The organism is Streptomyces luteolifulvus (assembly GCF_008806595.1).
GTDB lineage: Bacteria > Actinomycetota > Actinomycetes > Streptomycetales > Streptomycetaceae > Streptomyces > Streptomyces luteolifulvus.
In genome coordinates this window covers 67,773-88,951 of sequence record NZ_VZRB01000032.1, presented here as the reverse complement: position 1 = coordinate 88,951, position 21,179 = coordinate 67,773, and the positions used below count along the sequence as shown (strand labels likewise).

The 21,179-nt window shown below is 68.4% G+C and carries 19 protein-coding genes and 1 pseudogene; 7 read left to right on the top strand and 13 right to left on the bottom strand.

Annotated features, from left to right (window positions below; all coding sequences use genetic code 11):
* Positions 1 to 128: 128 nt before the first annotated feature.
* The 3 genes and pseudogenes from F7R91_RS32970 to F7R91_RS32960 form a co-directional block, all read left to right on the top strand.
* A pseudogene (locus F7R91_RS32970) lies at positions 129 to 428 on the top strand (ISL3 family transposase); the annotation flags it as partial.
* A 143-nt stretch (positions 429 to 571) separates the two neighbouring features.
* Positions 572 to 1,180 carry a DUF4158 domain-containing protein gene (locus tag F7R91_RS32965; RefSeq protein ID WP_191971731.1) on the top strand — a complete coding sequence of 203 codons (609 nt, stop codon included), beginning with the start codon at positions 572 to 574 and terminating at the stop codon, positions 1,178 to 1,180.
* Between the two features lie 1,254 nt (positions 1,181 to 2,434).
* Positions 2,435 to 3,577 (top strand): Tn3 family transposase, encoded by a 1,143-nt coding sequence (locus F7R91_RS32960; protein ID WP_150955410.1) that lies wholly within the window; start codon positions 2,435 to 2,437, stop codon positions 3,575 to 3,577.
* A gap of 298 nt (positions 3,578 to 3,875) precedes the next feature.
* On the opposite strand, the gene F7R91_RS32955 is transcribed toward F7R91_RS32960, so the two are convergent.
* Genes F7R91_RS32955 through F7R91_RS32945 form a run of 3 tightly spaced genes read right to left on the bottom strand, consistent with a single transcriptional unit; the run spans position 3,876 to position 6,336 of the window.
* Positions 3,876 to 5,078, bottom strand: a complete 1,203-nt coding sequence (locus F7R91_RS32955; protein ID WP_150955407.1) for an alpha/beta hydrolase family protein — start codon at positions 5,076 to 5,078, stop codon at positions 3,876 to 3,878.
* Positions 5,066 to 5,914 carry an NmrA family NAD(P)-binding protein gene (locus F7R91_RS32950; protein ID WP_150955404.1) on the bottom strand — a complete coding sequence of 283 codons (849 nt, stop codon included), beginning with the start codon at positions 5,912 to 5,914 and terminating at the stop codon, positions 5,066 to 5,068. The genes F7R91_RS32955 and F7R91_RS32950 overlap by 13 nt, the downstream gene beginning before the upstream one ends.
* Positions 5,911 to 6,336 carry a nuclear transport factor 2 family protein gene (locus tag F7R91_RS32945; RefSeq protein ID WP_150955401.1) on the bottom strand — a complete coding sequence of 142 codons (426 nt, stop codon included), beginning with the start codon at positions 6,334 to 6,336 and terminating at the stop codon, positions 5,911 to 5,913. The genes F7R91_RS32950 and F7R91_RS32945 overlap by 4 nt, the downstream gene beginning before the upstream one ends.
* 86 nt (positions 6,337 to 6,422) lie before the next feature.
* On the opposite strand from F7R91_RS32945, the gene F7R91_RS32940 reads away from it, so the two are divergent.
* The 3 genes from F7R91_RS32940 (at position 6,423) to F7R91_RS32930 (ending at position 9,830) form a co-directional block, all read left to right on the top strand.
* Entirely contained in the window at positions 6,423 to 7,031 is a 609-nt protein-coding gene (locus tag F7R91_RS32940; RefSeq protein WP_150955398.1) for a TetR/AcrR family transcriptional regulator, read from the top strand.
* 250 nt (positions 7,032 to 7,281) lie between these two features.
* Entirely contained in the window at positions 7,282 to 8,919 is a 1,638-nt protein-coding gene (locus tag F7R91_RS32935) for a Mu transposase C-terminal domain-containing protein (protein WP_150955395.1), read from the top strand.
* Positions 8,916 to 9,830 carry a TniB family NTP-binding protein gene (locus tag F7R91_RS32930; RefSeq protein ID WP_225320910.1) on the top strand — a complete coding sequence of 305 codons (915 nt, stop codon included), beginning with the start codon at positions 8,916 to 8,918 and terminating at the stop codon, positions 9,828 to 9,830. Before F7R91_RS32935 ends, F7R91_RS32930 begins: the two co-directional genes overlap by 4 nt.
* Here the strand turns inward: F7R91_RS32930 and F7R91_RS32925 are convergent.
* From F7R91_RS32925 to F7R91_RS32880, 10 genes are all read right to left on the bottom strand, one after another.
* Complete coding sequence (locus F7R91_RS32925; RefSeq protein WP_150955392.1) at positions 9,751 to 10,650, bottom strand: hypothetical protein; 900 nt, start codon at positions 10,648 to 10,650, stop codon at positions 9,751 to 9,753. The genes F7R91_RS32930 and F7R91_RS32925 overlap by 80 nt on opposite strands.
* 25 nt (positions 10,651 to 10,675) lie before the next feature.
* Entirely contained in the window at positions 10,676 to 11,002 is a 327-nt protein-coding gene (locus F7R91_RS32920; protein WP_150955388.1) for a helix-turn-helix domain-containing protein, read from the bottom strand.
* The gene (locus tag F7R91_RS32915) at positions 10,999 to 11,703 is read right to left on the bottom strand and encodes a tyrosine-type recombinase/integrase (protein WP_225320909.1); all 705 of its coding nucleotides are present in this window, start codon (positions 11,701 to 11,703) and stop codon (positions 10,999 to 11,001) included. The genes F7R91_RS32920 and F7R91_RS32915 overlap by 4 nt, the downstream gene beginning before the upstream one ends.
* A gap of 28 nt (positions 11,704 to 11,731) precedes the next feature.
* Positions 11,732 to 13,111 (bottom strand): MFS transporter, encoded by a 1,380-nt coding sequence (locus F7R91_RS32910; protein ID WP_150955385.1) that lies wholly within the window; start codon positions 13,109 to 13,111, stop codon positions 11,732 to 11,734.
* Positions 13,108 to 14,115, bottom strand: coding sequence for a glycosyltransferase family protein (locus F7R91_RS32905; RefSeq protein WP_150955382.1), 1,008 nt, complete (start codon positions 14,113 to 14,115; stop codon positions 13,108 to 13,110). Before F7R91_RS32905 ends, F7R91_RS32910 begins: the two co-directional genes overlap by 4 nt.
* Positions 14,116 to 14,313: 198 nt before the next feature.
* Positions 14,314 to 14,910: a GNAT family N-acetyltransferase gene (locus tag F7R91_RS32900; RefSeq protein ID WP_225320908.1), complete on the bottom strand. Its 597-nt coding sequence runs from the start codon at positions 14,908 to 14,910 to the stop codon at positions 14,314 to 14,316.
* A 274-nt stretch (positions 14,911 to 15,184) separates the two neighbouring features.
* Positions 15,185 to 15,598 carry a hypothetical protein gene (locus F7R91_RS32895; RefSeq protein ID WP_150955376.1) on the bottom strand — a complete coding sequence of 138 codons (414 nt, stop codon included), beginning with the start codon at positions 15,596 to 15,598 and terminating at the stop codon, positions 15,185 to 15,187.
* 512 nt (positions 15,599 to 16,110) lie between these two features.
* The gene (locus F7R91_RS32890) at positions 16,111 to 18,270 is read right to left on the bottom strand and encodes a permease (RefSeq protein ID WP_150955373.1); all 2,160 of its coding nucleotides are present in this window, start codon (positions 18,268 to 18,270) and stop codon (positions 16,111 to 16,113) included.
* On the bottom strand, positions 18,270 to 18,923 hold the full coding sequence (locus F7R91_RS32885) for an ABC transporter ATP-binding protein (RefSeq protein ID WP_225320907.1): 654 nt from the start codon (positions 18,921 to 18,923) through the stop codon (positions 18,270 to 18,272). Before F7R91_RS32885 ends, F7R91_RS32890 begins: the two co-directional genes overlap by 1 nt.
* A gap of 511 nt (positions 18,924 to 19,434) precedes the next feature.
* A complete protein-coding gene (locus F7R91_RS32880) occupies positions 19,435 to 19,911 on the bottom strand; it encodes a GNAT family N-acetyltransferase (RefSeq protein WP_150955367.1) in 477 nt (158 codons plus the stop codon).
* A gap of 296 nt (positions 19,912 to 20,207) precedes the next feature.
* Here F7R91_RS32880 and F7R91_RS32875 point away from each other — a divergent pair, with 296 nt between their 5' ends.
* Positions 20,208 to 20,969, top strand: a complete 762-nt coding sequence (locus F7R91_RS32875; protein WP_150955364.1) for a hypothetical protein — start codon at positions 20,208 to 20,210, stop codon at positions 20,967 to 20,969.
* Positions 20,970 to 21,179 lie beyond the last annotated feature (210 nt).

Here is a 21,179-nt window from a genome sequence, read left to right as displayed (position 1 = left end):
GAAAACGCCTCCACTCCGGACTCGGCTACAAGACTCCCGCAGAAGTCCACGCCGAGTACGAGGAGTTGCAGGCAACGGCATAAGGAGAACCCTCAACGCCGCTGTCCGAGAAGCGCAGGGCCCCTCACTGCATCGACTGTGGGCACGTGTGGAGGCAAGACACCACCAAGGCGGCTGAGCCGCGGGCGAAGCTCTCGCGCCGCGGGCTGCGGTGGGTGCTTGAAGCCATCGTCTGCCAGCACCTCACCATCGCTCGTGTCGCCGAAGGGCTCGGGGTCGCCTGGAACACCGCCAACGATGCCGTTCTGGCCGAGGGCAAGCGCGTCCTCATCGACGACGCCGGCCGGTTCGACGACGTCACCGCGATCGGCGTCGACGAGCATGTGTGGCGCCACACCAGGCGTGGCGACAAGTACGTCACGGCCCTGTTCTCCCGAAGCTACGGCGAAGTGACAAGTAGCTCTCTGTAGCGGATCTGGGGTGTGCTTGTCAGCTTTTTTGATCTTCTGGCGTCATCGGGGGCCGTGCTCGGCGAGGTTGGTCCGGTCATGACCATCGGAAGGAGCGCGGGGTGCGGCAGGAGTGGGAGCCGGAGGACCTGATCGAGGTCTGGACGCTGCTGGAGGAGGACCAGGAGCGGCTGCGGAACAAGTCGGGGGCGAATCGGTTGGGGTTCGCGCTGTTGCTGAAGTTCTTCGAGGCGGAGGCCCGGTTCCCGGAGGACGCCGGGGAGATCCCGGTGCCGGCGGTGTCGTACGTCGCTCAGCAGGTGAAGGTGCCCGGGGAGGAGTGGGCCGCGTACGACTGGTCGGGGCGGGCGATCAAGCGGCACCGGATGGAGATCCGGGGTGCGTTCGGCTTCCGTGAGTGCACCGAGGAGGACCAGGCGCAGCTCGCCGAGTGGCTGGCGGTCGAGCTGTGCGGGGTGGAGCTGAACCGGGACCGGCTCGCGGAGGCGGTGGTGGCCCGCTGCCGCAAGGATCGGCTGGAGCCGCCGGCCCCAGGGCAGATCGCGCGGCTGGTGGGCAAGGCGGTCAGCACCTTCGAGGAACGGTTCTGCGCGGCCACGGTGGGCCGGCTGTCGGCGGCGACCCGGTCCCGGCTGGACGACCTGTCGCCGAGGACGCCGGTGCGGACGCGGACAGCGCGGGTGGCGGGGGCACGTTCTTCACCGAGCTGAAGGCGGACCCGGGCGCGCTGGGGCTGGACAGCCTGCTGGCGGAGGTGAACAAGCTCCAGCGGGTGTGCGGGCTTCAGCTTCCGCCAGAGCTGTTCGGGGACGTGTCGGGGAAGCTGGTGGCGGCCTGGCGGGCGCGGGCGGCGAAGGAGTATCCCTCGGACCTGCGGGCGGCGGCCGGGCCGGTGCGGTACACGCTGCTGTCGACGCTGTGTCATGTGCGGGAGACGGAGATCGCCGACTCGCTGGTGGAGCTGTTCATCCAGCTCGTGCAGAAGATCAACACGCGGGCGGAGAAGAAGGTCGAGGGCGAGTTCAACAAGGAGCTCAAGCGGGTCCGCGGCAAGGAGGGCATCCTGTTGCGGCTGGCGGAGGCGGCGGTCGCGGAGCCGGGCGGTACGGTCCGCAAGGTGATCTATCCGGTGGCCGGGGAGTCCACGCTGAAGGCGTTGGCGGCGGAGGCCGCGGCGAACGAGGCGCGTTACCGGGCCCGGGTGCGGACGGTGCTGCGCTCGGCGTACTCCAACCACTGGCGGCGGATGCTCTCGCCGCTGTTGAACGCGCTGGAGCTGAAGTGCAACAACACCGCCTACCGGCCGGTGCTGGACGCGATCGACCTGCTCAGGCGGTACCTGGACCAGCCCATCGCGAAGGAGGGTGCGTTCTTCGACGAGGCGGAGAAGATCCCACTGTCCGGTGTGGTGCGCGAGGAGTGGCGCAAGGCGGTGGTGGATGAGCGCGGCCGGGTCGAGCGCATCCCGTACGAGCTGTGTGTGCTCGTGGCGCTGCGGGATGCGCTGCGGCGGCGGGAGATCTGGGTGCCGGGGGCGAACCGGTGGCAGAACCCGGAGGACGATCTGCCGCCAGACTTCGAGGACAACCGCGATGTGCACTACGACGCGATCCGCCAGCCGCAGGACCCGGAGAAGTTCATCGAGGCCCTGGAGAAAAGGCTGCGCGAGGCTCTGACCCGCTTCGACGCGGCGCTGGAGCTGGGTACCACGGGCGGGGTGGACATCGTGAGGAAGCATGGCGAGCCGTGGATCAAGGTCTCGCCTCTGGGCAAGCAGGAGGAGCCGGAGAACCTCGTGGCGCTGAAGGCGGAGATCGAGCGCCGCTGGGGCACCATCGACCTGATCGACATCCTCAAGGAGGCCGAGTTCGACACCGGCTTCACCGGCGAGTTCACCTCGGTCGCCTCCAGGGAGGCGGTCCCGAAGGCGGTGCTGCGGCGCCGGCTGCTGCTGGTGCTGTTCGCTGGCGTGCAACGTGGGCCTGACCCCGGTCGTCAAACCGGGCGTCTCAGCACTCACCCGAGGCCGCCTGGTCCAGGTCGATCAGGGCTACTTCCGGGCGGAGAACATCTCGGCGGCGAACGGGCTGTTCATCGAGGCACAGGCGAAGATCGACGTCGTACGGGCATGGGGCGGCGGTCTGGTCGCCTCCGCCGACGGGGTCCGCTTCACTGTCCCGGTGCAGACCCTGTACGCGTGTTCGAACCCCCGGTACTTCGGCCTGCGCTACAAGGACGCCACGTGGTTGAACGTGGTGAACGACCAGGTGATGGGGCTGGGCGGCGTAGTCGTGCCGGGCACACTGCGCGACTCGCTGTTCATCCTGGACGCCATCCACGCCCGCGACGGTGGCCCCAAGCCGGAGACCGTCATCACGGACACCGCGTCGTATTCCGACATCGTCTTCGGCCTGTTCGCGATCTGCGGCTACCAGTTCTCTCCGCGGATTGCCGACATCTCCGATGCGCGGCTGTGGCGGACGAACACCGCAGCCGACTACGGGCCGCTCCAGCCGGTCTCGAACCACACCATCCGCCTGGACCGCATCCGTGCCCACTGGGGCGACATGCTCCGCGTGGCCGGGTCGCTCACCCTGGGGGAGGTCCGGGGCCACGATCTGATCCGCATGCTCTCCCGGGACGGCAAGCCGACGGGGCTGGGAGACGCGTTCGCCCACTACGGGCGGATTTTCAAGACCCTGCACCTGCTCCAGTTCGTCTCGGACGAGGGATACCGGCGGATGATCGGAGCTCAGCTCAACGTCACCGAGGCCCGCCACCGACTCGCCCGGAAGATCTTCTTCGGGCAACGCGGCGAACTGCGCCAGCACTACCGCGAGGGTATGGAGGACCAACTCGGCGCGCTCGGTCTGGCCCTGAACGCCGTGGTGTTGTTCAACAGCCTCTATATCGACGCCGCCGTCAAGCAGTTGGCTGCCGACGGCTTCCCGGTCACCGACGAGCTGCTTGCTCGCCTCTCTCCGCTCCAGTACGACCACATCAACTTCCTGGGCCGCTACGCCTTCACCCGGCCGCCGGCTCCGGGACTGCGGCAGCTACGCGACCCGCACAGCGACGACGAGATGGACGATGGCGAGCACGGATAGCCGCGGGCCCGTGCAGTCGAAAGCGGTCCGGCCCGGAGTCACCGCCTATGACTGCGGGCCGGACTGCCTTGTGCGTGACGGTGAGTCGAGGCGTCGGTGGCCCAAGTGCCGCACCGATGCGGAGCGCAGAACGTCTCCCCGCTGGTGTGGCCCTACGCGAGCCTTACGGCCGCTTTGGTTCACCTCGAACTCCGGGTCTGCCTCGCCCGGGCCGTGAGCGTGCCCGGCCCTCGGAGCGGCCGCGAGGCAGGAGACCGGGTTCTGGGGCGGCATGAACAAGGGGCGGAAGATTCAGGCGTCAGATCGTGTTGTCGAGCCAGTCGAAGATGCGCGCCACCGCCAAGCGAAGAGCACCGGGGTGGCAGTGAGCGTCGCCGCCTTCCTCCTCGGTGAAGGTCAGGAGTTTCTTCGGTGCTGTGAGGTGCTGGTACAGCTTGCGAGGATCGGGCTCTCCAGAGGTGGAGTAGAACAGGTCGGCGGCTGCTTCGCATACCAGGACGGGGCAAGAGATCTTCTCCGCGCTTCCGTCGTAGAAGTTGTAGCGGGCGTACTCGGCCAGGAAGGCCCTGTCGGTCGAGGTCCCCGTGACGTAGCGGCCATGGTCGCAGGCCCAGCGCAAGGTCGGGCTCTGCGCACGGGCGTCGGCGATGATTTGGTCCAGTTCCCTGTCGTGCTTGGCTGCCGCGCGCCGGACCACCTCGTCGTGCGGCAGCGGGAGGTGTGCGGTCAGGGCGGAGACGGCGTCGAAGACACCGTCGAGGGCGATGACAGCTGCGAGGCGCCGCTCATAGGCTGCCGCACGAGGCGCCAGGTAGCCGCCGAGGCTGACGCCGAGCAGCGCGATGCGGGCGGGGTCGACGCCCGGGTGCTGGGTGAGGAAGTCCAGGACGGGGCCGACCACGTTCTCCCAGTCCGGTCGAAAAACCAGCCCGTTCCGGTGGATGGCCGCGGGCTGCCCGGGGCCGTCGAAGGTCAGGACGTGGTAGCCGCGTTCCTGTCCGCCGACGGCGCCGAAGAAGTGCAGCTCTTCGGCGGCGCCGTCGAATCCGTTGTGCATCACCAGCGTCGGCTTCGGGCCCTCGCCTGCCGCCCGGTAGAAGTAGCCGTGCAATACGGCGTCCTCATAGGGGATCTCCACGGGAGTGATACCCGGGAGGTGGGCGATGGCATCACGGAAGCAGGCGACACCGCGCTGGTAAGCGTGGTCGATGCGCGGGTCGTGCGGGTTGCCATGCAGGAAGAACTCGGCCGCCCGGTAGTAGGTGGAAGCCCGCAGCAGCCCGTCCCGCGCGCTGACGGGGTGGCTTGCGCGAGCTTCGGCCTCCAGACGCTTGGCGGTGGACAGCCAGGCGTCGTGCCAGCCGTCGTAGTCGCCGGAGGTGACCTGGGAGGCGGTTGTAACGACTTCACCGACGTCCGAGCCTCCGTAGACGGCCAGGCCGAGATTACGCAGGGTCTCGAACCACAACTGCTGGTCGTCCTGGAACATCAGCTGCTGCATCGCATCTCCCTCTCAAGGAGGGCCCGGAAGGTGCGCGAGGGCCGACCGGTGAGGCGCTGGACGGTGTCGGTGATGCGGTCCTCCGTGCCTTCGGCGATGGCACGGTCCATGCCGGCCAGCATTGCGGCGAACTCCGTCGGCACCTGCGTCGTGAGGCGATCGCGCATCTGCTCGTAGGACAGACGGCGGTGGACCACGGGCCGACCGGTGACCTCGGTGATGATCGCGGCGATGTCGTCGTAGCAGAGTGCCTCGGGTCCGGTGAGGAGGAGATCGGTGTTGGGGGCTTGCTCGTCGGTCAGAGCGCAGACGGCGACGGCTGCGATGTCCTCGGCGTCGACGAAGCCGACCCGGCCGCTTCCGGTGGCGGTCCAGATGATGCCCTCGTCGCGGATGCTGCGAGCGTGCGCGTGCGTGCCGGTGAAGTTCTGCATGAACCAGGAGGGCCGCAGTACCGTCCACTGTTCGAACAGATCGGGCAGGGCCTGGTGCACCGTTCCGACCGCCGGACCGCCCTCGGGGATGGCCGAGGAGCTCAGCAGCACCGCGCGGTGCACGCCGGCGGTGCGGGCCTGATGGAGGAACGGCAACATGATCGCCGCGGGGTCGGAGTCGCCCAGGGGCGGTATGAGGTAGACGCGGTCGACTCCGTCGAGGGCGGCAGCGTGAGTGGCGGGGTCGTACCAGTCGAAGGGGACCGGCTCGGTGCCGGCGACCGGGGTGGCCCGGCGGCTGGCGGCTTTGACGCGCTGACCCGCGGCCGTCAGCTGTGCGGCGGTGCGGCTTCCGGTGGTGCCGGTGGCGCCGATGACCAGTGTGGTGCCGGTGGTGGTCATCGGCTGCTCCCGGTGAAGTCGGTGCCGGGTTCCTGGACGGCGAGGGGGTTCCAGTAGTCACGGTAGGAGGTGATATGCCCCTCTTGTACGGTCACGACGGCGATGTAGGTCATGTCGAAGGGGGCGTCGCTTTCCACCAAGCGGCCGACGCCGCGCATCTCGACCACGATGGTCTGTGGATCGGTGGTCTGGTGGATCCGCAGGTCGGGGAAGTCGTGCAGATCTATGTGGTCGGGGTAGTGGCGCATATAGGCGGCGACGGCCTCCTTGCCCTCCAGACGCTGGGGCCAGCCGTCGGGGGCGAAGGGGAACTCCATGAGGCCGTCCTCGGCCCACAGGGCCACCCACGCGGGAATGTCCTTGTCGAGCAGCAGTCGCAGGCTGTGGCGGTACAGATCCGCCGGGGAGGTCGGTGCGGACATCGGTATCCTCCAAATCATAGAATCCGGACCCTGGGTCCGTTTTGACGATACGGACCACGAGTCCGCTTTGCAAATGGAGGTGCGGCATGCCCGAGCGCAGGCCCCGCAAGGACGCCGCCCGTAACCGGGAGGCCGTGCTCGCGGCCGCTGACGCCCTTTTCGTCCGCTGCGAAAGTCCCGAGGACGTCACCATGGCCGACATCGCTGCGGCGGCCGGCGTTGGCAAGGGCACGCTCTTCCGGGCCTTCGGCGATCGCGCCGGGCTGCTCCGCGCGCTGTACGAGGCACGGCTGGAACCGATCAGGCAGGCCGTCGAGGTCGGCCCACCGCCCCTGGGGCCCGCGACCCCACCGCGGGATCGCGTACCCGCCCTGCTCGATGCTGTCCTGTGCTTCAAACTCGACAACCGGCGCCTCGCGCTGGCCCTGGAGGAAGGCGGGAGCAGCAGCCCGTACCGGGCGGAGCACTACGGGCGGTGGCACAGCCTGCTCCGAGCCGTACTGGAGCAGGTCCCCGGCCTGACCGACAGCGACTTCACCGCCCACGCCCTGCTCGCCGCCACACGAGCCGACCTCGTCGAGCACCTGGCCGGAGAAGAGCGCATTCCGCGGGAAAGAATGCGGTCACAGTTGGCGAACTTCGTCACCAGCGTCCTGGCCTCCGGCCCGCCGCAAGGGTTGACCGCCGAGGAATGATCGAGGATCGGGCGAGTCCTTGATCAGCGGGGCCTCTCACAAACGACCCTTTCCCGGAGCAAGATCGAAAACGTGCCACCTGTCAGTTTCCGAACTCGCGTGCACCGGTGAGCTGGTGATTCGCTGTCGCGTGCAGGGAATTGCGAACGCGCCGGACGCGCCGAAGTCGCCTGCGCTACGGTCGAGTTGTCCGTAGTCGTGTTCGTGACGGGGACTTCCGGATGGCAGAGGAACCGGTGGCCGAGCGCGGGTGCTGACCGCGCCGACCCAGATATGGGAGACCGCGGTGCGGCAGGCCGAGGTGATCGGGCCGCTCGCGGCGAAGGACACAGTGGGGCTGGCCGAGGCGGATGAGGCTGCCGAGCGGCTGCGGGTCTCCCGGCGTCAGGTGTACGTCCTGCTTGGACGATGGCGCGCCGGTGAGGGAGTGGTGTCGGACCTGCTGCCTGGCCGTTCCGGCGGAGGCCGCGGCGGCAGGCGCCTGTCTGCTGAGGTCGAGACGATCGTCCAGGAAGCGCTACGCACCCGGTACTTGACGCGGCAGCGCCGCTCGGTGGCGGCGGTCTACAAGGAGATCATGCGCCAATGCCGGGCTCGTGGCCTGCGGTCTCCTTCGCGGGGGTCGATACAGCGGCGGATCGAGCGGCTGGACCCGGTGGCTTCGGTCTCGGGACGCGAAGGAAGAGAGGCGGTTCGTCCTCTCCGGTCGGCCGGGGGTGTGCCGCCGGCGGTCACCGGGCTGCTGGAGCAAATCCAGGTCGACCACACGCCGGTGGATGTGATCGTGGTCGACGAGCGGCACCGGCTGCCGATCGGCCGTCCTTATCTGACTGCGGCGATCGACGTGGCAAGCCGGTGTGTGGTGGGCCTGGTGGTGACGCTGGAGGCGCCGTCGGCGACCTCGGTCGGGCTGTGTCTGGCCCACACGGCGATGGACAAGCGGCCGTGGCTGGAGCGGCTGGGCGTGGAGGCGGCATGGCCGATGAGCGGCAAGCCGCGCGAGCTGTACCTGGACAACGCGGCGGAGTTCAAGAGCGAGGCCCTGCGCCGCGGCTGCGACCAGCACGGCATCAAACTGCGTTACCGGCCGCCCGGCCAGCCCCACTTCGGCGGGATCGTCGAGCGTCTGATCGGCACGATGATGCAGCTCGTGCACGAACTGCCGGGCACCACGTTCTCCAGCACCGCCGAGCGCGGCACCTACGACAGCGACGGCAAGGCCGTACTGACCGTACGGGAGTTGCAGGGCTGGCTGGCGCTGGCGGTGGCCTGCTATCACGGCCAGGTCCACGAGACACTGGGCCGCCCTCCGGCCGGGGTCTGGTCCGAGAAGGCCGCCGCGTCGGGACCGCTGGTGACGGTGACCAACGAGACCGCCTTCCTGGTGGACTTCCTGCCGGTGATCCGCAGGACCTTGTCGCGGTCGGGGTTCGTGATCGACCACGTGCAGTACTACAGCGACGCGCTCAAACCGTGGATCGCCCACCGCGAGCGGTGGGGCCGGTTCGTGCTGCGGCGCGATCCGCGTGACATCAGCCGTATCTGGGCCCTGGACCCGGACGGCACCGCGTATGTGGAGGTCCCCTATCGGACGCTGTCACGACCGCCGATCAGCGCGTGGGAGCAGAAGGCCGCCGCCCGGCAGCTGCGCGAGCTGGGCCGTGCGGAGGTCGACGAGAACGCCCTTTTCGCCATGGTGGCGCAGATGCGGGAGATCACCGACACCGCCGCGACCACCACCCGCAAGGCCCGCCGTGACCGACAGCGTCGCACCGAGGCACCCTCCCGGCCGCAGCCGAAGCTGACGCCTCCGAACGCGCCCACCTCCGACGTGGGCCAGGAAAGCAAGGCTGTGGCCAGGCCGTTCGAGGTGATCGAGCAGTGGTGAACGAGGACGAGGACGCTGCGGTGGACCTGTCGCATCTGCGCCCGGCCGCGCAGCAGATCGCGCGGCTGCCGGATGCGGAGCGGCTGCGCTACGTCCGGGCGGACCGGTGGATCGGCTATCCGCGTGCCACCGAGGCCCTTGGGCGGCTGGAGACGCTGCTGTCGTGGCCGTCCAAGCAGCGGATGCCGAACCTGTTGCTGATCGGGCCGACCAACAACGGCAAGTCGATGATCGTGGAGAAGTTCCGCTGCGGCCATCCTCCGGTGTCGCATCCGGATCGCGAGGAGATCCCGGTCCTGGTGGTGCAGATGCCGTCCGAGCCGTCGGTGATCCGCTTCTACACCGCGATGCTGGCCGCGCTCGGCGCGCCGCTGCGTGCCCGCTACCGAGTGGCCGACCTGGAACAGGCGGTACTGCGGCTGCTGCGGGCGGCTGAGGTGCGGGTGCTGGTGATCGACGAGTTGCACAACGTCCTCGGCGGCAGCGGCGACAAGCGCCGGGAGTGCTTGAACCTGCTGCGGTATCTGGGCAATGAGCTGCGCATCCCGCTGGTCGGCGTCGGCACCCGGGACGACTACCTGGCCATTCGCGCGGACGACCAGTTGGAGAACCGGTTCGCGCCGCTGACGCTGGCACGATGGGAGGCCGACGTCGACGCCTGCTCGCTGCTGGCGAGTTTCGCCGCGTCGTTCGCTCTGCGCAGACCCTCGCCGATCGCCACCGCCGAGATGGCCGGCTACCTGCTCACCCGCAGCGAGGGCACAATCGGTGAGCTGGCCCACCTGCTCACCGATGCCGCCGTCGCAGCGATCGAGTCCGGTGAGGAAGCCATCAATCAGCGCACCCTGTTGCTCGCGCCGTACGCCGGCCCGACCGAACGGCGCCGCCTCTTTGAGCGCGAGCTGACGTGAACGAGGTCCGGCGCTGGCCGCTGCACCCGCAGCCCGGCCCGCTGCAAGCGCTGTCGTCGTGGCTGCAGGAGGCGGGCCCAGTGCTCAACGTCGCGGCGGATTCCGGGGCGATGCCGTCGAGCTTGCGCTCCAGCCACTGTTCGAATGACGGCGTCCGGTCGTCTTGGAAGACGCCGATGTCGGCGAGTACTTCCACTGTGCGTTCGACGCTGAGCCCGCGCGATCGCAGGGCCGGGAAGATCTCGGAGTGCCGTACGACTTCGCCGTTGACATGGCCGGACAGCACGATGACCAGGGCTCGGCCGACGTCGAGGCGGACACGGCGAGGCCAGCCGTGGGCTTCGCCGAGACGATGTGCGGTATGCCGGGCCCAGGCCAGCCACGGGTTGTCGAGCCGGGCATGTTCCTGGCGATTGAACCGGGTGAAATCTCGGCGGGCCTCGAACAGGGGCGGCTGGAGCCAGCCGGAGAGCGGCCGGTAGGCGGGGGCCGGGTCCGGGTGGCGCGGGCGACCGCGGCGTCGTCCCTGCTTGCCTCTGGGAGGGCCGGGCTGACGCGGACGGTGAAGGTTGGTGAAGAACAGTTGATGATGTTGCACCTTCTCCAAGTAGGGTTCCAGCACGGTGACTTGGCCCTTGGCGTCCTGGCTTGCCTGATGCCAGCACAGACGGCAGTACCCCTTCTTCAACCGCACGGTTCGCCGGCAGCCGCTGCAGTCGGCGGGCTCCTCGTTGCGGCGGAAGCTCTCGCAGGCGCCGCAGGCCGGCCGGGCAGCACGCCCCAGCCGAAGCAGGTCGGGCAGCTGGCTGGCGGTTTGCACTTGCCCGCAGGCAGAACGTAGGCCATCACATCGGTGGCAGAGACCGGCCGTCACGGCGACGTGGCACCACCACCGGGGCCGGACCAGCCGCAGTGGCGGCCTGCCGGCCGGTCTCCTCGCCGGGGCGCCGGACTTTCTCCGGCTCGGGGATCAGCAGATCGCCGATCTCGCAGCCGAGCACGACGCAGATGACATCCAAGTCCTCCAGTTTGAGCGAGACCGGCTGGCCGGACCACAGCCCGGACATCTTCCCGGCCGAGATCACCAAGCCGTGCGCGGCCAGGCTCCGCTGGAGCTCGGATGCCTTCCAGACGCCCTTGTTCGCGGCGGTCAGCCGCAGGTTCCACCTCATCGGACCAGTCCTTCCAGCCGCTTCGCGGCCCGTTCCGTCCCGGCGACCCAGGCGTCTTCAACCCGGGTCTGCCGTACGTGGATGTACCGCATGGTCGTGGCGATCCAGGAGTGCCCCAAAACCTCTTGGATTGCGAGCAAGTCGAGCCCGTTTCCGTAGAGTTGGGACGCGCAGAAGTGCCGCAGGACGTGTGGGGTCAGCTTCTCGCCCCACCCCGGCAGGTGCGCTTTGGCCGCGACCTTGAGCCCGCTTCGCAGGGCGTCGTCGCCCACCCGGCGGGAGGAGCCGTCGGTGTTCTTGCGCTCGGAGGGAAACAGCGGGGCACCAGGGCGTGTGTGGTCGTCGTCGAACTGGCCCCAGACGTCCTCGATGAACCATCGAAGCGTCCGGTCGGCGCCGCTGATCAGCGGCACCATCCGCTCACGCGGCCCCGATCCGCGGGCGCCTTTGCCATGGCGGACGTGGAGTTTGCCGAAGCGGCCCAAGTCCCACTTGATGTCGGCCAAGTCGAGCTTGCATGCCTCGCTCACCCGCAGGCCGACCTGGGACATCAGCTTCGAGGCGGTGTAGTTCCTGGCGGTAGGGGCGAACTTGCGGCAGGTGGCCAGTTCGCCGCCCCAGCCGGTGAACAGTGTCCCGACTTCCGGCTCGCTCGGGGGGATCCGCAGCTGGGCGTCCTTCGCTCCACGCGGCCGGTTCATCTCGTCGATCGTGCCGCCCGAGCCGTTCTTACTGATCCGTGGCCATGTGGGGTGGAGGGCGTCGGTGGCGGCCCGTGGGGTGTGGTGCCAGGGCGATGCTGATGTGGGGAACGCGCTGTGCGACCAGCGACACCGACATGGCGCGGGACGCCGTCATCAACAGTACGACCGCCCCGACGAGCAGCGTCACTGCCGCCCCGCCCAACGCGATCACCGGGCGTGGGCCCCACGTCTGTGCCAGCCAGCTTGCGAGCAGGGTGCCGAGGAACCAGCCCGCACGGTAGACGAGTTGGAAGATCGCCATCACCCGGCCGCGGAATTCCGGCAGTGTCTGAAGCTGCGCCAGGCTGAGCAGGCCCGCCCGCAGGACGAGCGAGACCACTCCGACCGGCAGCAGCACCATGCCCAGGGTCAGCAGCGACGGCATGACCGCGGTGGCCAGTTCGAGTATCCCGAGCAGGAGGGTGGCCACCAGGACCGTGCCGAGCGCGACCTTGGTACGCCAGGTCAGCCAGGCGCCGACGAGGGAACCGACGGACGTGACAGCGAGCAGGATGCCGTACGCCTCGGCCTGCGCCGTGAGTTCGCTGGAACAGAGCAGGAGCAGCAGCGAGGGGAGACTCGTACCGAAGAGGCCGACGATGCCGATGACGACGAGTAGGACCGTGAGGCCGGGACTGTGCCGCACATACCCCCAGGCGCCGCGCACCCGGGGGCGGCTGCCGGGCCGTCGGGGACGGACGTGGAGTCGCGCCGGGCTAACGAGGAGGAGCGCCGTGACCATCGTCAGGTAGGAGAGCGCGTTCAGCAGGGCCACCCCGCCCAGGCCCATCGCCCCCAGGAGGGGTCCCGCCGCGGCGGAGCCGACGACCAACGACAGGTTGAGGATGACGTTGTTGAGCGTGACCGCCTTTCTGAGCAGGGCGTCCCCCGCGACTTCCGAGACGAAGACCTGCTCCGTCGGCAGACCGATCGCGTTGATGCTGCCGACGCAGAGCGCGCTGAGCACGAGGTGCCATACCGCGATCGAGCCGCTGTGTGCCAACAGACCGAGCAGCAGGGTCAGTAGAGCGAGAAGGGAGTGGGTGCACAGTAGGACCCGGCGCGGCGGGAAGCGGTCCGCGGCCAAACCGCCCACCTGGCTGAGCAGCAGCATTGTGAGGATCGGCGCCGCGGTGACGACGCCGAGCACGATCGCGTCGCGGCTGAGTTGGTACGTGAACCAGCCCAGCGCCACGAGCTGCGCGTTGGTGCCGACCTGGGAGACGATCAACCCGGCGTAGTAGAGCCGCGGATTGCGGGACGCGAGGAGCCGCGGCGTACGTGCCCCGGGCGTCGAGTCCGCCGTCCCGTCCGGCGTCGCGTCGCCCGGTCCTGGCGCCGTCCCGCCCGTTTTCTCTCCCGTCATCCAGCGACCTGTGCGTAAAGCGCGGACACGCTCTCCACGAAGGCGTCGGCCGACAATCGCGCTTCCGCCAGCGCCCGCACACCGTGCCGGTCACTGTCCAGTGCCTCGCGGATGTCCGTCATGACGAGGGACGGGTCCCGGTCGCCGCCAAGGCCCGTGAGGTTGTACCGCAGGAGAGAGCCGATGTTGTCCGCCGTGATGAGGCCGGCGTAGCGGTGGCCCGCGCAGAGGGTCGGTATCCCCGTCGCCATTGCCTCCATCGCACCGCGCCCGAGCGAGATGACCACGTCCATCTCCCCGAGCAGGTTGGGTATCGACTGGCACTGCACGTGGTTGATGAGGATGATCTCGCTGCCGAAGCGGTCGCTGGTCTCCCAGAATCCCGGGCCGTCGCCCGCCACGTACACCAGGAGCTCCTCGCGGTCGATGTTCTCGATGACCTGGCCGAGGACAGCCTCGCGCCCCGCGTCCAGCCGGCAGTAGAGCAGGACCCGCGGTCGCGCCGGGCGGCTCTTGCCGAGGACGGCGGGGAATCGCTCCAGGTCGACGCCCTGGTGGACGAGGACCGCCCGATCCGGGGGAAGGTACTTCCGTTGCAGCGACAGCGCATTCTCCGTCATGCACAGGAAGCGCTCGCAGCGCCCGACAAGGTAGTCGGATGAGCGCCGTCCCGCATGGTGGACGATCCTGAACGCCGGTATGTGCTCGTCGAATCGCATCAGCATCTCGTCGGGCACCTCGTCGACCAGGATCAGATCGGTCTTGCTCGACGGATCGATCTCCTCCGTCACGGTGACGGAGTCCATGCCGCGTAATGTCGAGGTCAGGGCGAACCTGGAGGGAGCGTCGACGACGAGCCGTACGGTGTAGCCTGCCCTGCCCATCGTCCCTAGCAGGTCGAGGACGAAACTCTGCTGGCCGTAGGTGTGGTAACGGCCGCCCTGGCTGTACTTTCCGTCGTAGATGGCGTTGCTGCTGGTGGCGAGCAGGTAGGTGATGTGCACGCTTCCTCATCGGGTCGCTGAGTGGGGGCAGGGCGTGGACGGGGGCGGGACATGGGTGGCGCCCTGCGCGGACACAGCCCCGGACGCGACGCTCGTAGGGAGTCGCCGCCCGTTCGCGGGAGGTGACCACGGGCGCCCTGTCGGTGGGTCAGGCATCGGCCGTGGGCCGGATGTGCGGCGCGTGGGCGGAGGGCACGGTCAGGCCCCCTTCGGGTACTGCTCGAAGCCGAAACGCCGGTCGAACTCGGCCTGGCGGTCCTTGTCGAAGAAGCGCACCAGCTTGACCATCGGTCCCCAACGCTCGTCCAGGCTCATGCCCTCGATGCTGAATCCGTGCTTGAGCTGGAAGATCATCGCGGTGCGGTTGCTCGGGTGGTGCTCGGACGTCACCCGCTCGTATCCGAGTGCCTGCAGGTACTCCAGCAGCTTGGTGTAGCAGAGGGCGGCGATGCGCTGTGCGCGATATTCGGGCAGCATTCCGCTCGTGCCCAGGTAGAAGGTGTCGGGGTCCGCCATCCGGCCCTTCAGCCACCCCATCAACTTTCCGTCCGCGTCCTCGATGAGAATCCGTTCCTGGTGGAGCCTCCGGTATTCCGCGACCAGTTCATCCGACTTGGGGCGGTACGGGTAGGCGTCCCGCTCGGGGAAGACGGATGCGTAGATCTGTCCGACCGCCTCCCGGAACGTCGCTTCGTCGACGCACCGGCCGACTCCGCTGCCCGCGCCCGGGAACCGCACGGGAAAGTAACGGCTGCGGATCTCGTCGATGGTTTCGGGGGCGTCGGGAGAAGGCATAGAGCTCACCTGAGTTGGTCCTGTCGTCGTCGATGGGCGGCACCGTGGCCGCGGTGGGCAGCACGGGACCGCTTGGGTCGGGCCCGTCCCCTGGGCGGGATCACACGCAGAAGCGCCCCGGTCTCACCGGGAGAGGGAAGAGACACCGGGTCGCGGCGCCGGAGTGCCGGGCCGTCCGAGTGCCGGGAGACCAGCAGGCGACCCGCAGGCAGTTCGAGGTCGGAGCATCAATAGAGCAGGTTCGGCGTCGCCGACGGGCCTGGGCGCGGTGAGGTCAGCCCACGTCGATGGGTCTGACAGAGGTCTCGGGGCTGGAGGCGGCGCCGGCCTGGCACCACAGGGCGCCGCCGTAGGGCCGGTCGAGGGTGACATGCATGGTCTCGTCCGGCGGGGTGATCTGGGCCTTGCCCGGGGTGAAACGGCGGGTGTCCGGGGTGTTCGCGGGGACCGACAGGATGTTCAGGGTGTGCCCGCCGCTGTTTGGCGGCCGCACGGCCGGGGTTTGCTGGTTGGTGGCCTGCGGGTCGGGGCGGCTGCCGTGCGCGGAGCCCCAGCTGTAAGGCGGTTCGCCCGTGCGGCAACGGCTGCTCGCGGCGGAAGCGGACATGTTGACCGCGTCGGTCCGCGAGTGCACCTGCGCCTTCTTGGCGCCGGTGCGACGGACGGCGCGGTTGAGCCTGGCTGTCATGGTTCCCTTCTTCCAGCGCCGGAGTCCTACGCCGGCGCTCGCCGTGTGAGTTCGTCGTACGTGGTGTACGACGGCCCCTCACAGAAAGAAGTTCAATGGGATCACGTCCGGAACCTGTAACAGCATCCGTCCCACCACGCCCGGGGGCTGCACGTACCTACCAGCCCCAAGCGTCGGGAAACGATCAGCTGGTGAATGGGAAGCGATCTTTAACGGCTTGAGACGTCGCTGCTGAGGTCCACTTGTGAACACCCCACGCAGCTCAAAGCCCCTGCCGGGGATCTCCGGCAGGGGCTTTGGCATGCCGTACAGGCGGATGCGCCGGACCTGGCCCGGGCGGACCCGCCGATGAAAGATCGTCTCAAGAACAACCGCACCGGGGCGGTTCTCTGACAGGTCATCGGCAACCGTCAGGTCCGGCAGGCCCCGACCGACTACGCCGGGCGGACGGGGCACTTCGGGTTGTCGCGGAGGCTTCGCAAAGCGGCGTCTCAGGAGGAGTTTCCTCGCGCTCAGTCTGCGGCGGGCCTCCACTGGTCGGCCTCTCGCGCCGCGGCACGCGCGCCGAGGAACCCGACGGTGAGCGAGACCACGGCACATGTCGTGATGCCTGCTGCCAGCACCGTCCAGGACACAGAGCCTTCCTGCACCAGCGAGATGAAGAACACTGAGTGCCATGCGGTCACGGCCCCGGTCAGGACCGTGGCGATGAGCAAAGGCACGGTCAGGTGCCATGAGCTCACGGACCGGAACACCCGGCGGTGGCCGGTCAGGACGGAGAGCGGGGCGAGAGCATGGCGGATCCGGACGCATTCGGCTGCCGCGCTGACCGCACCGGCCACGAGGATGAAGAGGATGCCGGTGATGCCGAACAGCTGGATCCAGTTCGCCAGGTGGGCGCGCGAGGACCCCAGCCAGTTCCCGCCCAGTGTCTCGACCTGTACCGAAGGATTGGGAAGCGTGTACGCGGCCTGCTTCACCGCGGTGAGTTGACCCGGCTCGGGAGTCACCACGAGGAGGGACTCCGTGCTGTCCGGCTTCACGGTGACGTGGGGGACTTGGGCGAACTCGACGTTGCCGTACCAGCGGCGCATCTCTTGCACTTGGGGGCTTGTTGCCGCCGCCGGCTTCGTGTCGGCGGGACAGGCCACGTGCAGGGTGCGCAGGTCTCGGCAGGACCCTGCGATCGTCACCCACGGATCTTTCCCCGGCCCCGGATCGTGGAAGGCGCGGGTCAGCAGAAGCGACCCGGCCGGAAGGGACGAGCGGAACCGATCTGTCTGCGCCGCGGTCATACCGCCGGTGGTCAGCTGGATGACGGTGTCCTTGATCCGCTGGTGGGTGGCGACCGCTGCCTGCGAGTGCACTCCGAGTCTGCTGGTCCACACCTGCATCTGTGCGACGATCCCGATGCCGATCACCATGGCCAGAGCCAGGCGCACGATGACGCCGGGATGCGCGTGGGTCCACCGTCCGCCGATCATGCGGCCTGCGTGCCCCTTGCGCTTACCGCTGTTGGCGAGCCAGGAGCCCAGGTGGCGGGTGAGCAGAGCCACGACGGAGGACAGAAACGCCCACATCACGATGGTCCCGCAGGTGAACACGGCAAGCTGTGCTCTCTGGGGCACATACTGGCTTGTCAGGACCAGCGCGACACCGATACCACAGACCAGCAGGCGCCATGCGGGGACACGGGACGTGAAAGAGGCCGGGCGGGTGGACCTGCCGTCCCGGTGAACGCGGTGCGTGCCCACCACGATGCCCAGCACGGCCAGCAGGGATACGACTGCCGCCCCGGCGGCGGTGGGCCACGCGTCCCACACGTCACGGTGGTCGAGGATGTATCCGGTGGGCCCCAGGCGGATGTCCCGCACGGAGGCGACGGCATACGGGACGAACGCGGCGAGGGTGCCCAACGCGGCGGGGAACGCGGCTTCACCGACGTTGACGATCATCCGGTGCCGCCATGTCCCGCCGAGGGCTTGCAGCAGACCGCTGCGCCGGTCACGAGAACGGGAGCCGACCCGCGCGGCGACCACGGTCAAGGCGAGGGTGGGCAGTCCGGTCAGGGACCACAGAGCCAGGAGCGTGGACGTCGCCGGCTTCTGATCGGCCATTTCTCCCGTCGCTCCGCCGCCGGCACCGAAGGCGGCCACGTGCATCCACCGGTCGTCGTCCTTCGGCGGAGCGTCCGCCACCCGGACATAGGCGATCCGCTCGGAAGGAGTGACCAGGCCATCGGCCGTGATGGTTCCGGCGAACGATCCGTACCGGGTGAGGATCCCCTCTGAGCGTCCGGTACGGAGGAGTTCGGGAGAGAGCAGTACCTCGCCCGGTTCGGGCCAGCGGGACACACCGGCGGGAACAGGAGCCTTGGGAGTAAGGAGGTGGAGAAAGAGGACGGATACGGGTCGGCTGCCGACGGAGTCGGCACCCTCCCGGTACAGCAGCGCGCCATGCTTGCCGTCGGTGATCACTGCACCTCTGGCGTCTGCCCTGGTCTCGCGGCCGTCGTAGGTGGCGAGGGTGGCCACGGTCGCCAGGGTGACGAAGGCGAGGGCGAGGGCGGCTCCGAACAGGCTCCACCAGCGCAGGCGGTCGCCGGGAGTGGAGCGGCCCGCGGCCAGGCCGATCCTGACCAGTGTGCCCGCGGTGCGCATGCTCGTTCGCATCAGAGGGCTCCTGCTTCGGCCAGGATCCCGCCCTGGAGCTCATAGCGGCGGTCGGCCCGGCCGGCCACCGACGGGTCGTGCGTGACCAGGAGCAGTGGGCAGCCCCGGTCACGGGCGGTGGTGAAGAGCAGGTGGGCGACTCCCTCCTTGGCTTCGGGGTCGAGGGCGCCGGTGGGTTCGTCGGCGAGGAGGACGGCGGGCTCGGTGATCAGGGCGCGGGCCACGGCGGTCCGTTGGCGCTCTCCTCCGGACAGCATCCCGGTGGGGGTGGTTCCCGTGGGCACGCCGAGCTCACCCAGCAGCTCCTCCGCGCGCCGGTAGGCGTCCTGATGGCGGCCTCCGTCGAGCAGGACCGGCAGGGCGACGTTCTCCACCGGGGTGAGTTCGGGGAGGAGTTCGCCGAACTGGAACACCATGCCCAGAGTCTCCCGCCGTGCCTGCGCGAGCCGTGCGGATCCGAGTCCGGTGATTTCCCTGCCCCCGGCGGTGATGGTGCCTGCCTGCGGTGTGATCAGGCCGAGGATGCACATGAGCAGCGTCGACTTGCCCGACCCGCTGGGGCCGGTCACCGCGACCGACTCCCCCGGGGAAACGGACAGCTCGACGCCGTCGAGGAGAGTCCGTCCCTCAACCCGGTAGCACAGGCCGCTCACGCGGAGACCGGACGAATCACTTTGTTTCACAGAATCTGGCCTCTTGTGTCAGAAAAGGGAACGCCGCACCAGCCCCGTCCCGGGCTGGTGCAGCAGAAGCAGCGGAGAGCCGCGCCGGTGCCAGGGCCCTGCGCTGTCGCCCCAGTTGACACAACGATCACCGAGGTGAACCTGGAAAAGCCAGAAGGTTGCGAGGTGATGACTCAATGTCAACCTCGGCTTCATGTCGGATGATTTGCGCCCTGTCCGGTGGCTGGTTGGGCGAGGCCAGAGAACCGGAATATGTTGTGCATGTTGGTTCAACTTGGTGTGGTTGCCGGGTCGAACGAAGTGGATCCAGAAGGCACACCAGGGCTCGGGTGCGCGGCGACGAGTATCCCGCCGAGGCCACAGGCCACCGGCTGGCAGGAATTGATCGGTACGGTGTCGCCCGGGCTTCCAGTGCCTCCACGGCCGGGGTCGCCGCCCGATACCGGGAAGTCGACTCCAGCCACGGAGTCGACCCAGGTGCTCACAACTGCTTGGCGAAGCAGCGGCTTTCGTCGTAGAGGCGGTAGTAGCCGAACTTGGCGCACGGCTCGTAGCCGCTGGAGATGTACAGGCCGATCGCCTCCGGCTGCTTGGTGCCGGTCTCCAGGACCATGCGGGTGCGGCCGGCGGCGCGGGCGTCCTCCTCCAGTGCGGCCAGGATGCGGCGGGCCAGGCCCCGGCCGCGTGCCTGCGCTATGACGAACATCCGCTTGAGCTCGGCGTCCCCGTCCAGGTTGCCCTCGTCGTTCGCGTCCTGGGTGCGCCAGCCTCCCGTGGCGACGGGGGCGTCGCTCTCGTCGTACACGATCAGGTACACGCCGTTCGGCGGGGCGAAGTCCGACGGGTCCAGGGGCGTGGCGTCGCCGCCGTCGCCATAGCGGACGTGGTACTCGGACTGGACCTCGTGGTTCAGCTTGACGGCGTCGGGGTGGTCGAACGAGACGCGGCGAATGTTCATGCTACCTACCGTATATGAATGCATATGGTGTCTGGTTCCCATCCAGAACCGGACCTCGTCCAGTGTGCCGGTATCGTGCCCGGGTGCTCACTGTGACCTCAGTCAACGTGGGTAAAACACTCTTTGTCTGACCTGCGGGAAGACCGCAAGGCGCCCCCGTTCTCGCGCTGAGGACGGGGGCGCTGCTCTGGAACAATGTCTGTAAGACGCTCGCCGGAGGGGCTGGCACTGACAAGACGCCTGAGCTCTCCAAGGTTGCGGCGCCTTTTCAGTAGGGCACGGTGCGGTTTCGTGGCATGACCATCATTCAGCCGTCCGCTGGTGCGGGGACCCCTACTGTTGGCGGGGTGCTGACCCAGCTGCTTCCTGGTCTACGAGACTTCAGAACACCTCTTGTCGCTGGCTACATCTGGCTCGTAGCGGTATGGCTTGCAGTCCACGAGCGCATCCCGGCGCGAGAGAGGTCACGTGGCCTGATCAAGGATGTCTATGTACTCGCCGACTCAGTTGGCCGTCCGGCTTCGCTGGCGGCCGTCAGCCTTGTGGCATACCTCGTTGGAGCCGTGGTGGAGGTTCGGGCCGACTCGGTGATCAAGGCTGCCAATGCTCTCTGGTTCGTCAACATCGGGTGGGTAAGCGACTCGGCGATGACAGACCTGCGCGACTACGTGAGCACCGCGGTGAAGGGGAAAGCTCAAGCTGCTGCAGACGGTCGAGATGTGGACGCGGACACGACACGCCTCATGAACGAGATCGCTGCTGAACGTGATCAGCTTGTTCTGCGGATTCGGCACTCCACTCGGGCGAAGTACGAGGAGTTTGCGCGGACAAGCGCTGAAGCCGACTTCCGGGTCAGCGCGGGTATCGCGCTTCTTACGCCCGTCCTTGTGCTCGGTCTGGGGTATGAACCGGCAGCGATTGCGCTGCTTGTGTTGCCGCTATGGCTGATCATCAAGGGATGCATGCGCCTGCGGGGCGCCAACGACCAGTTGGTGCAGGCACTCACCATCTCGGAGACGTCGTCAGGGGCCGTTCAGCGGTACAGCGCCAGCAGCTGAAGCCGGTCCTCAGTCAATGTATGTAAAACACGCATGCCGTGACCTGCGGTGATCTGGATCAGCGTGCCCAAAACATGCGGAGGTCCAATGAGCCTCTGATCTGGGGAGATACGCGGTAGGGGCAGTAAGCGACCCCGACACCTGTGGTCATGGTGCCGGGGTCGCTTGCGTTGGGGACCGCGCCGCCCCCGCGGGGGACAGGGGCGGCAC

Excerpts from the sequence above, each read along its gene's own strand:
- F7R91_RS32955 (WP_150955407.1), bottom strand. The coding sequence starts at position 5,078 with ATGCAGCAGCTGATGTTCCAGGACGACCAGCAGTTGTGGTTCGAGACC.
- F7R91_RS32950 (WP_150955404.1), bottom strand. The coding sequence starts at position 5,914 with ATGACCACCACCGGCACCACACTGGTCATCGGCGCCACCGGCACCACC.
- F7R91_RS32945 (WP_150955401.1), bottom strand. The coding sequence starts at position 6,336 with ATGTCCGCACCGACCTCCCCGGCGGATCTGTACCGCCACAGCCTGCGA.
- F7R91_RS32940 (WP_150955398.1), top strand. The coding sequence starts at position 6,423 with ATGCCCGAGCGCAGGCCCCGCAAGGACGCCGCCCGTAACCGGGAGGCC.
- F7R91_RS32920 (WP_150955388.1), bottom strand. The coding sequence starts at position 11,002 with ATGAGGTGGAACCTGCGGCTGACCGCCGCGAACAAGGGCGTCTGGAAG.
- F7R91_RS32915 (WP_225320909.1), bottom strand. The coding sequence starts at position 11,703 with ATGAACCGGCCGCGTGGAGCGAAGGACGCCCAGCTGCGGATCCCCCCG.
- F7R91_RS32910 (WP_150955385.1), bottom strand. The coding sequence starts at position 13,111 with ATGACGGGAGAGAAAACGGGCGGGACGGCGCCAGGACCGGGCGACGCG.
- F7R91_RS32900 (WP_225320908.1), bottom strand. The coding sequence starts at position 14,910 with ATGCCTTCTCCCGACGCCCCCGAAACCATCGACGAGATCCGCAGCCGT.
- F7R91_RS32895 (WP_150955376.1), bottom strand. The coding sequence starts at position 15,598 with ATGACAGCCAGGCTCAACCGCGCCGTCCGTCGCACCGGCGCCAAGAAG.
- F7R91_RS32890 (WP_150955373.1), bottom strand. The coding sequence starts at position 18,270 with ATGCGAACGAGCATGCGCACCGCGGGCACACTGGTCAGGATCGGCCTG.
- F7R91_RS32880 (WP_150955367.1), bottom strand. The coding sequence starts at position 19,911 with ATGAACATTCGCCGCGTCTCGTTCGACCACCCCGACGCCGTCAAGCTG.
- F7R91_RS32875 (WP_150955364.1), top strand. The coding sequence starts at position 20,208 with ATGACCATCATTCAGCCGTCCGCTGGTGCGGGGACCCCTACTGTTGGC.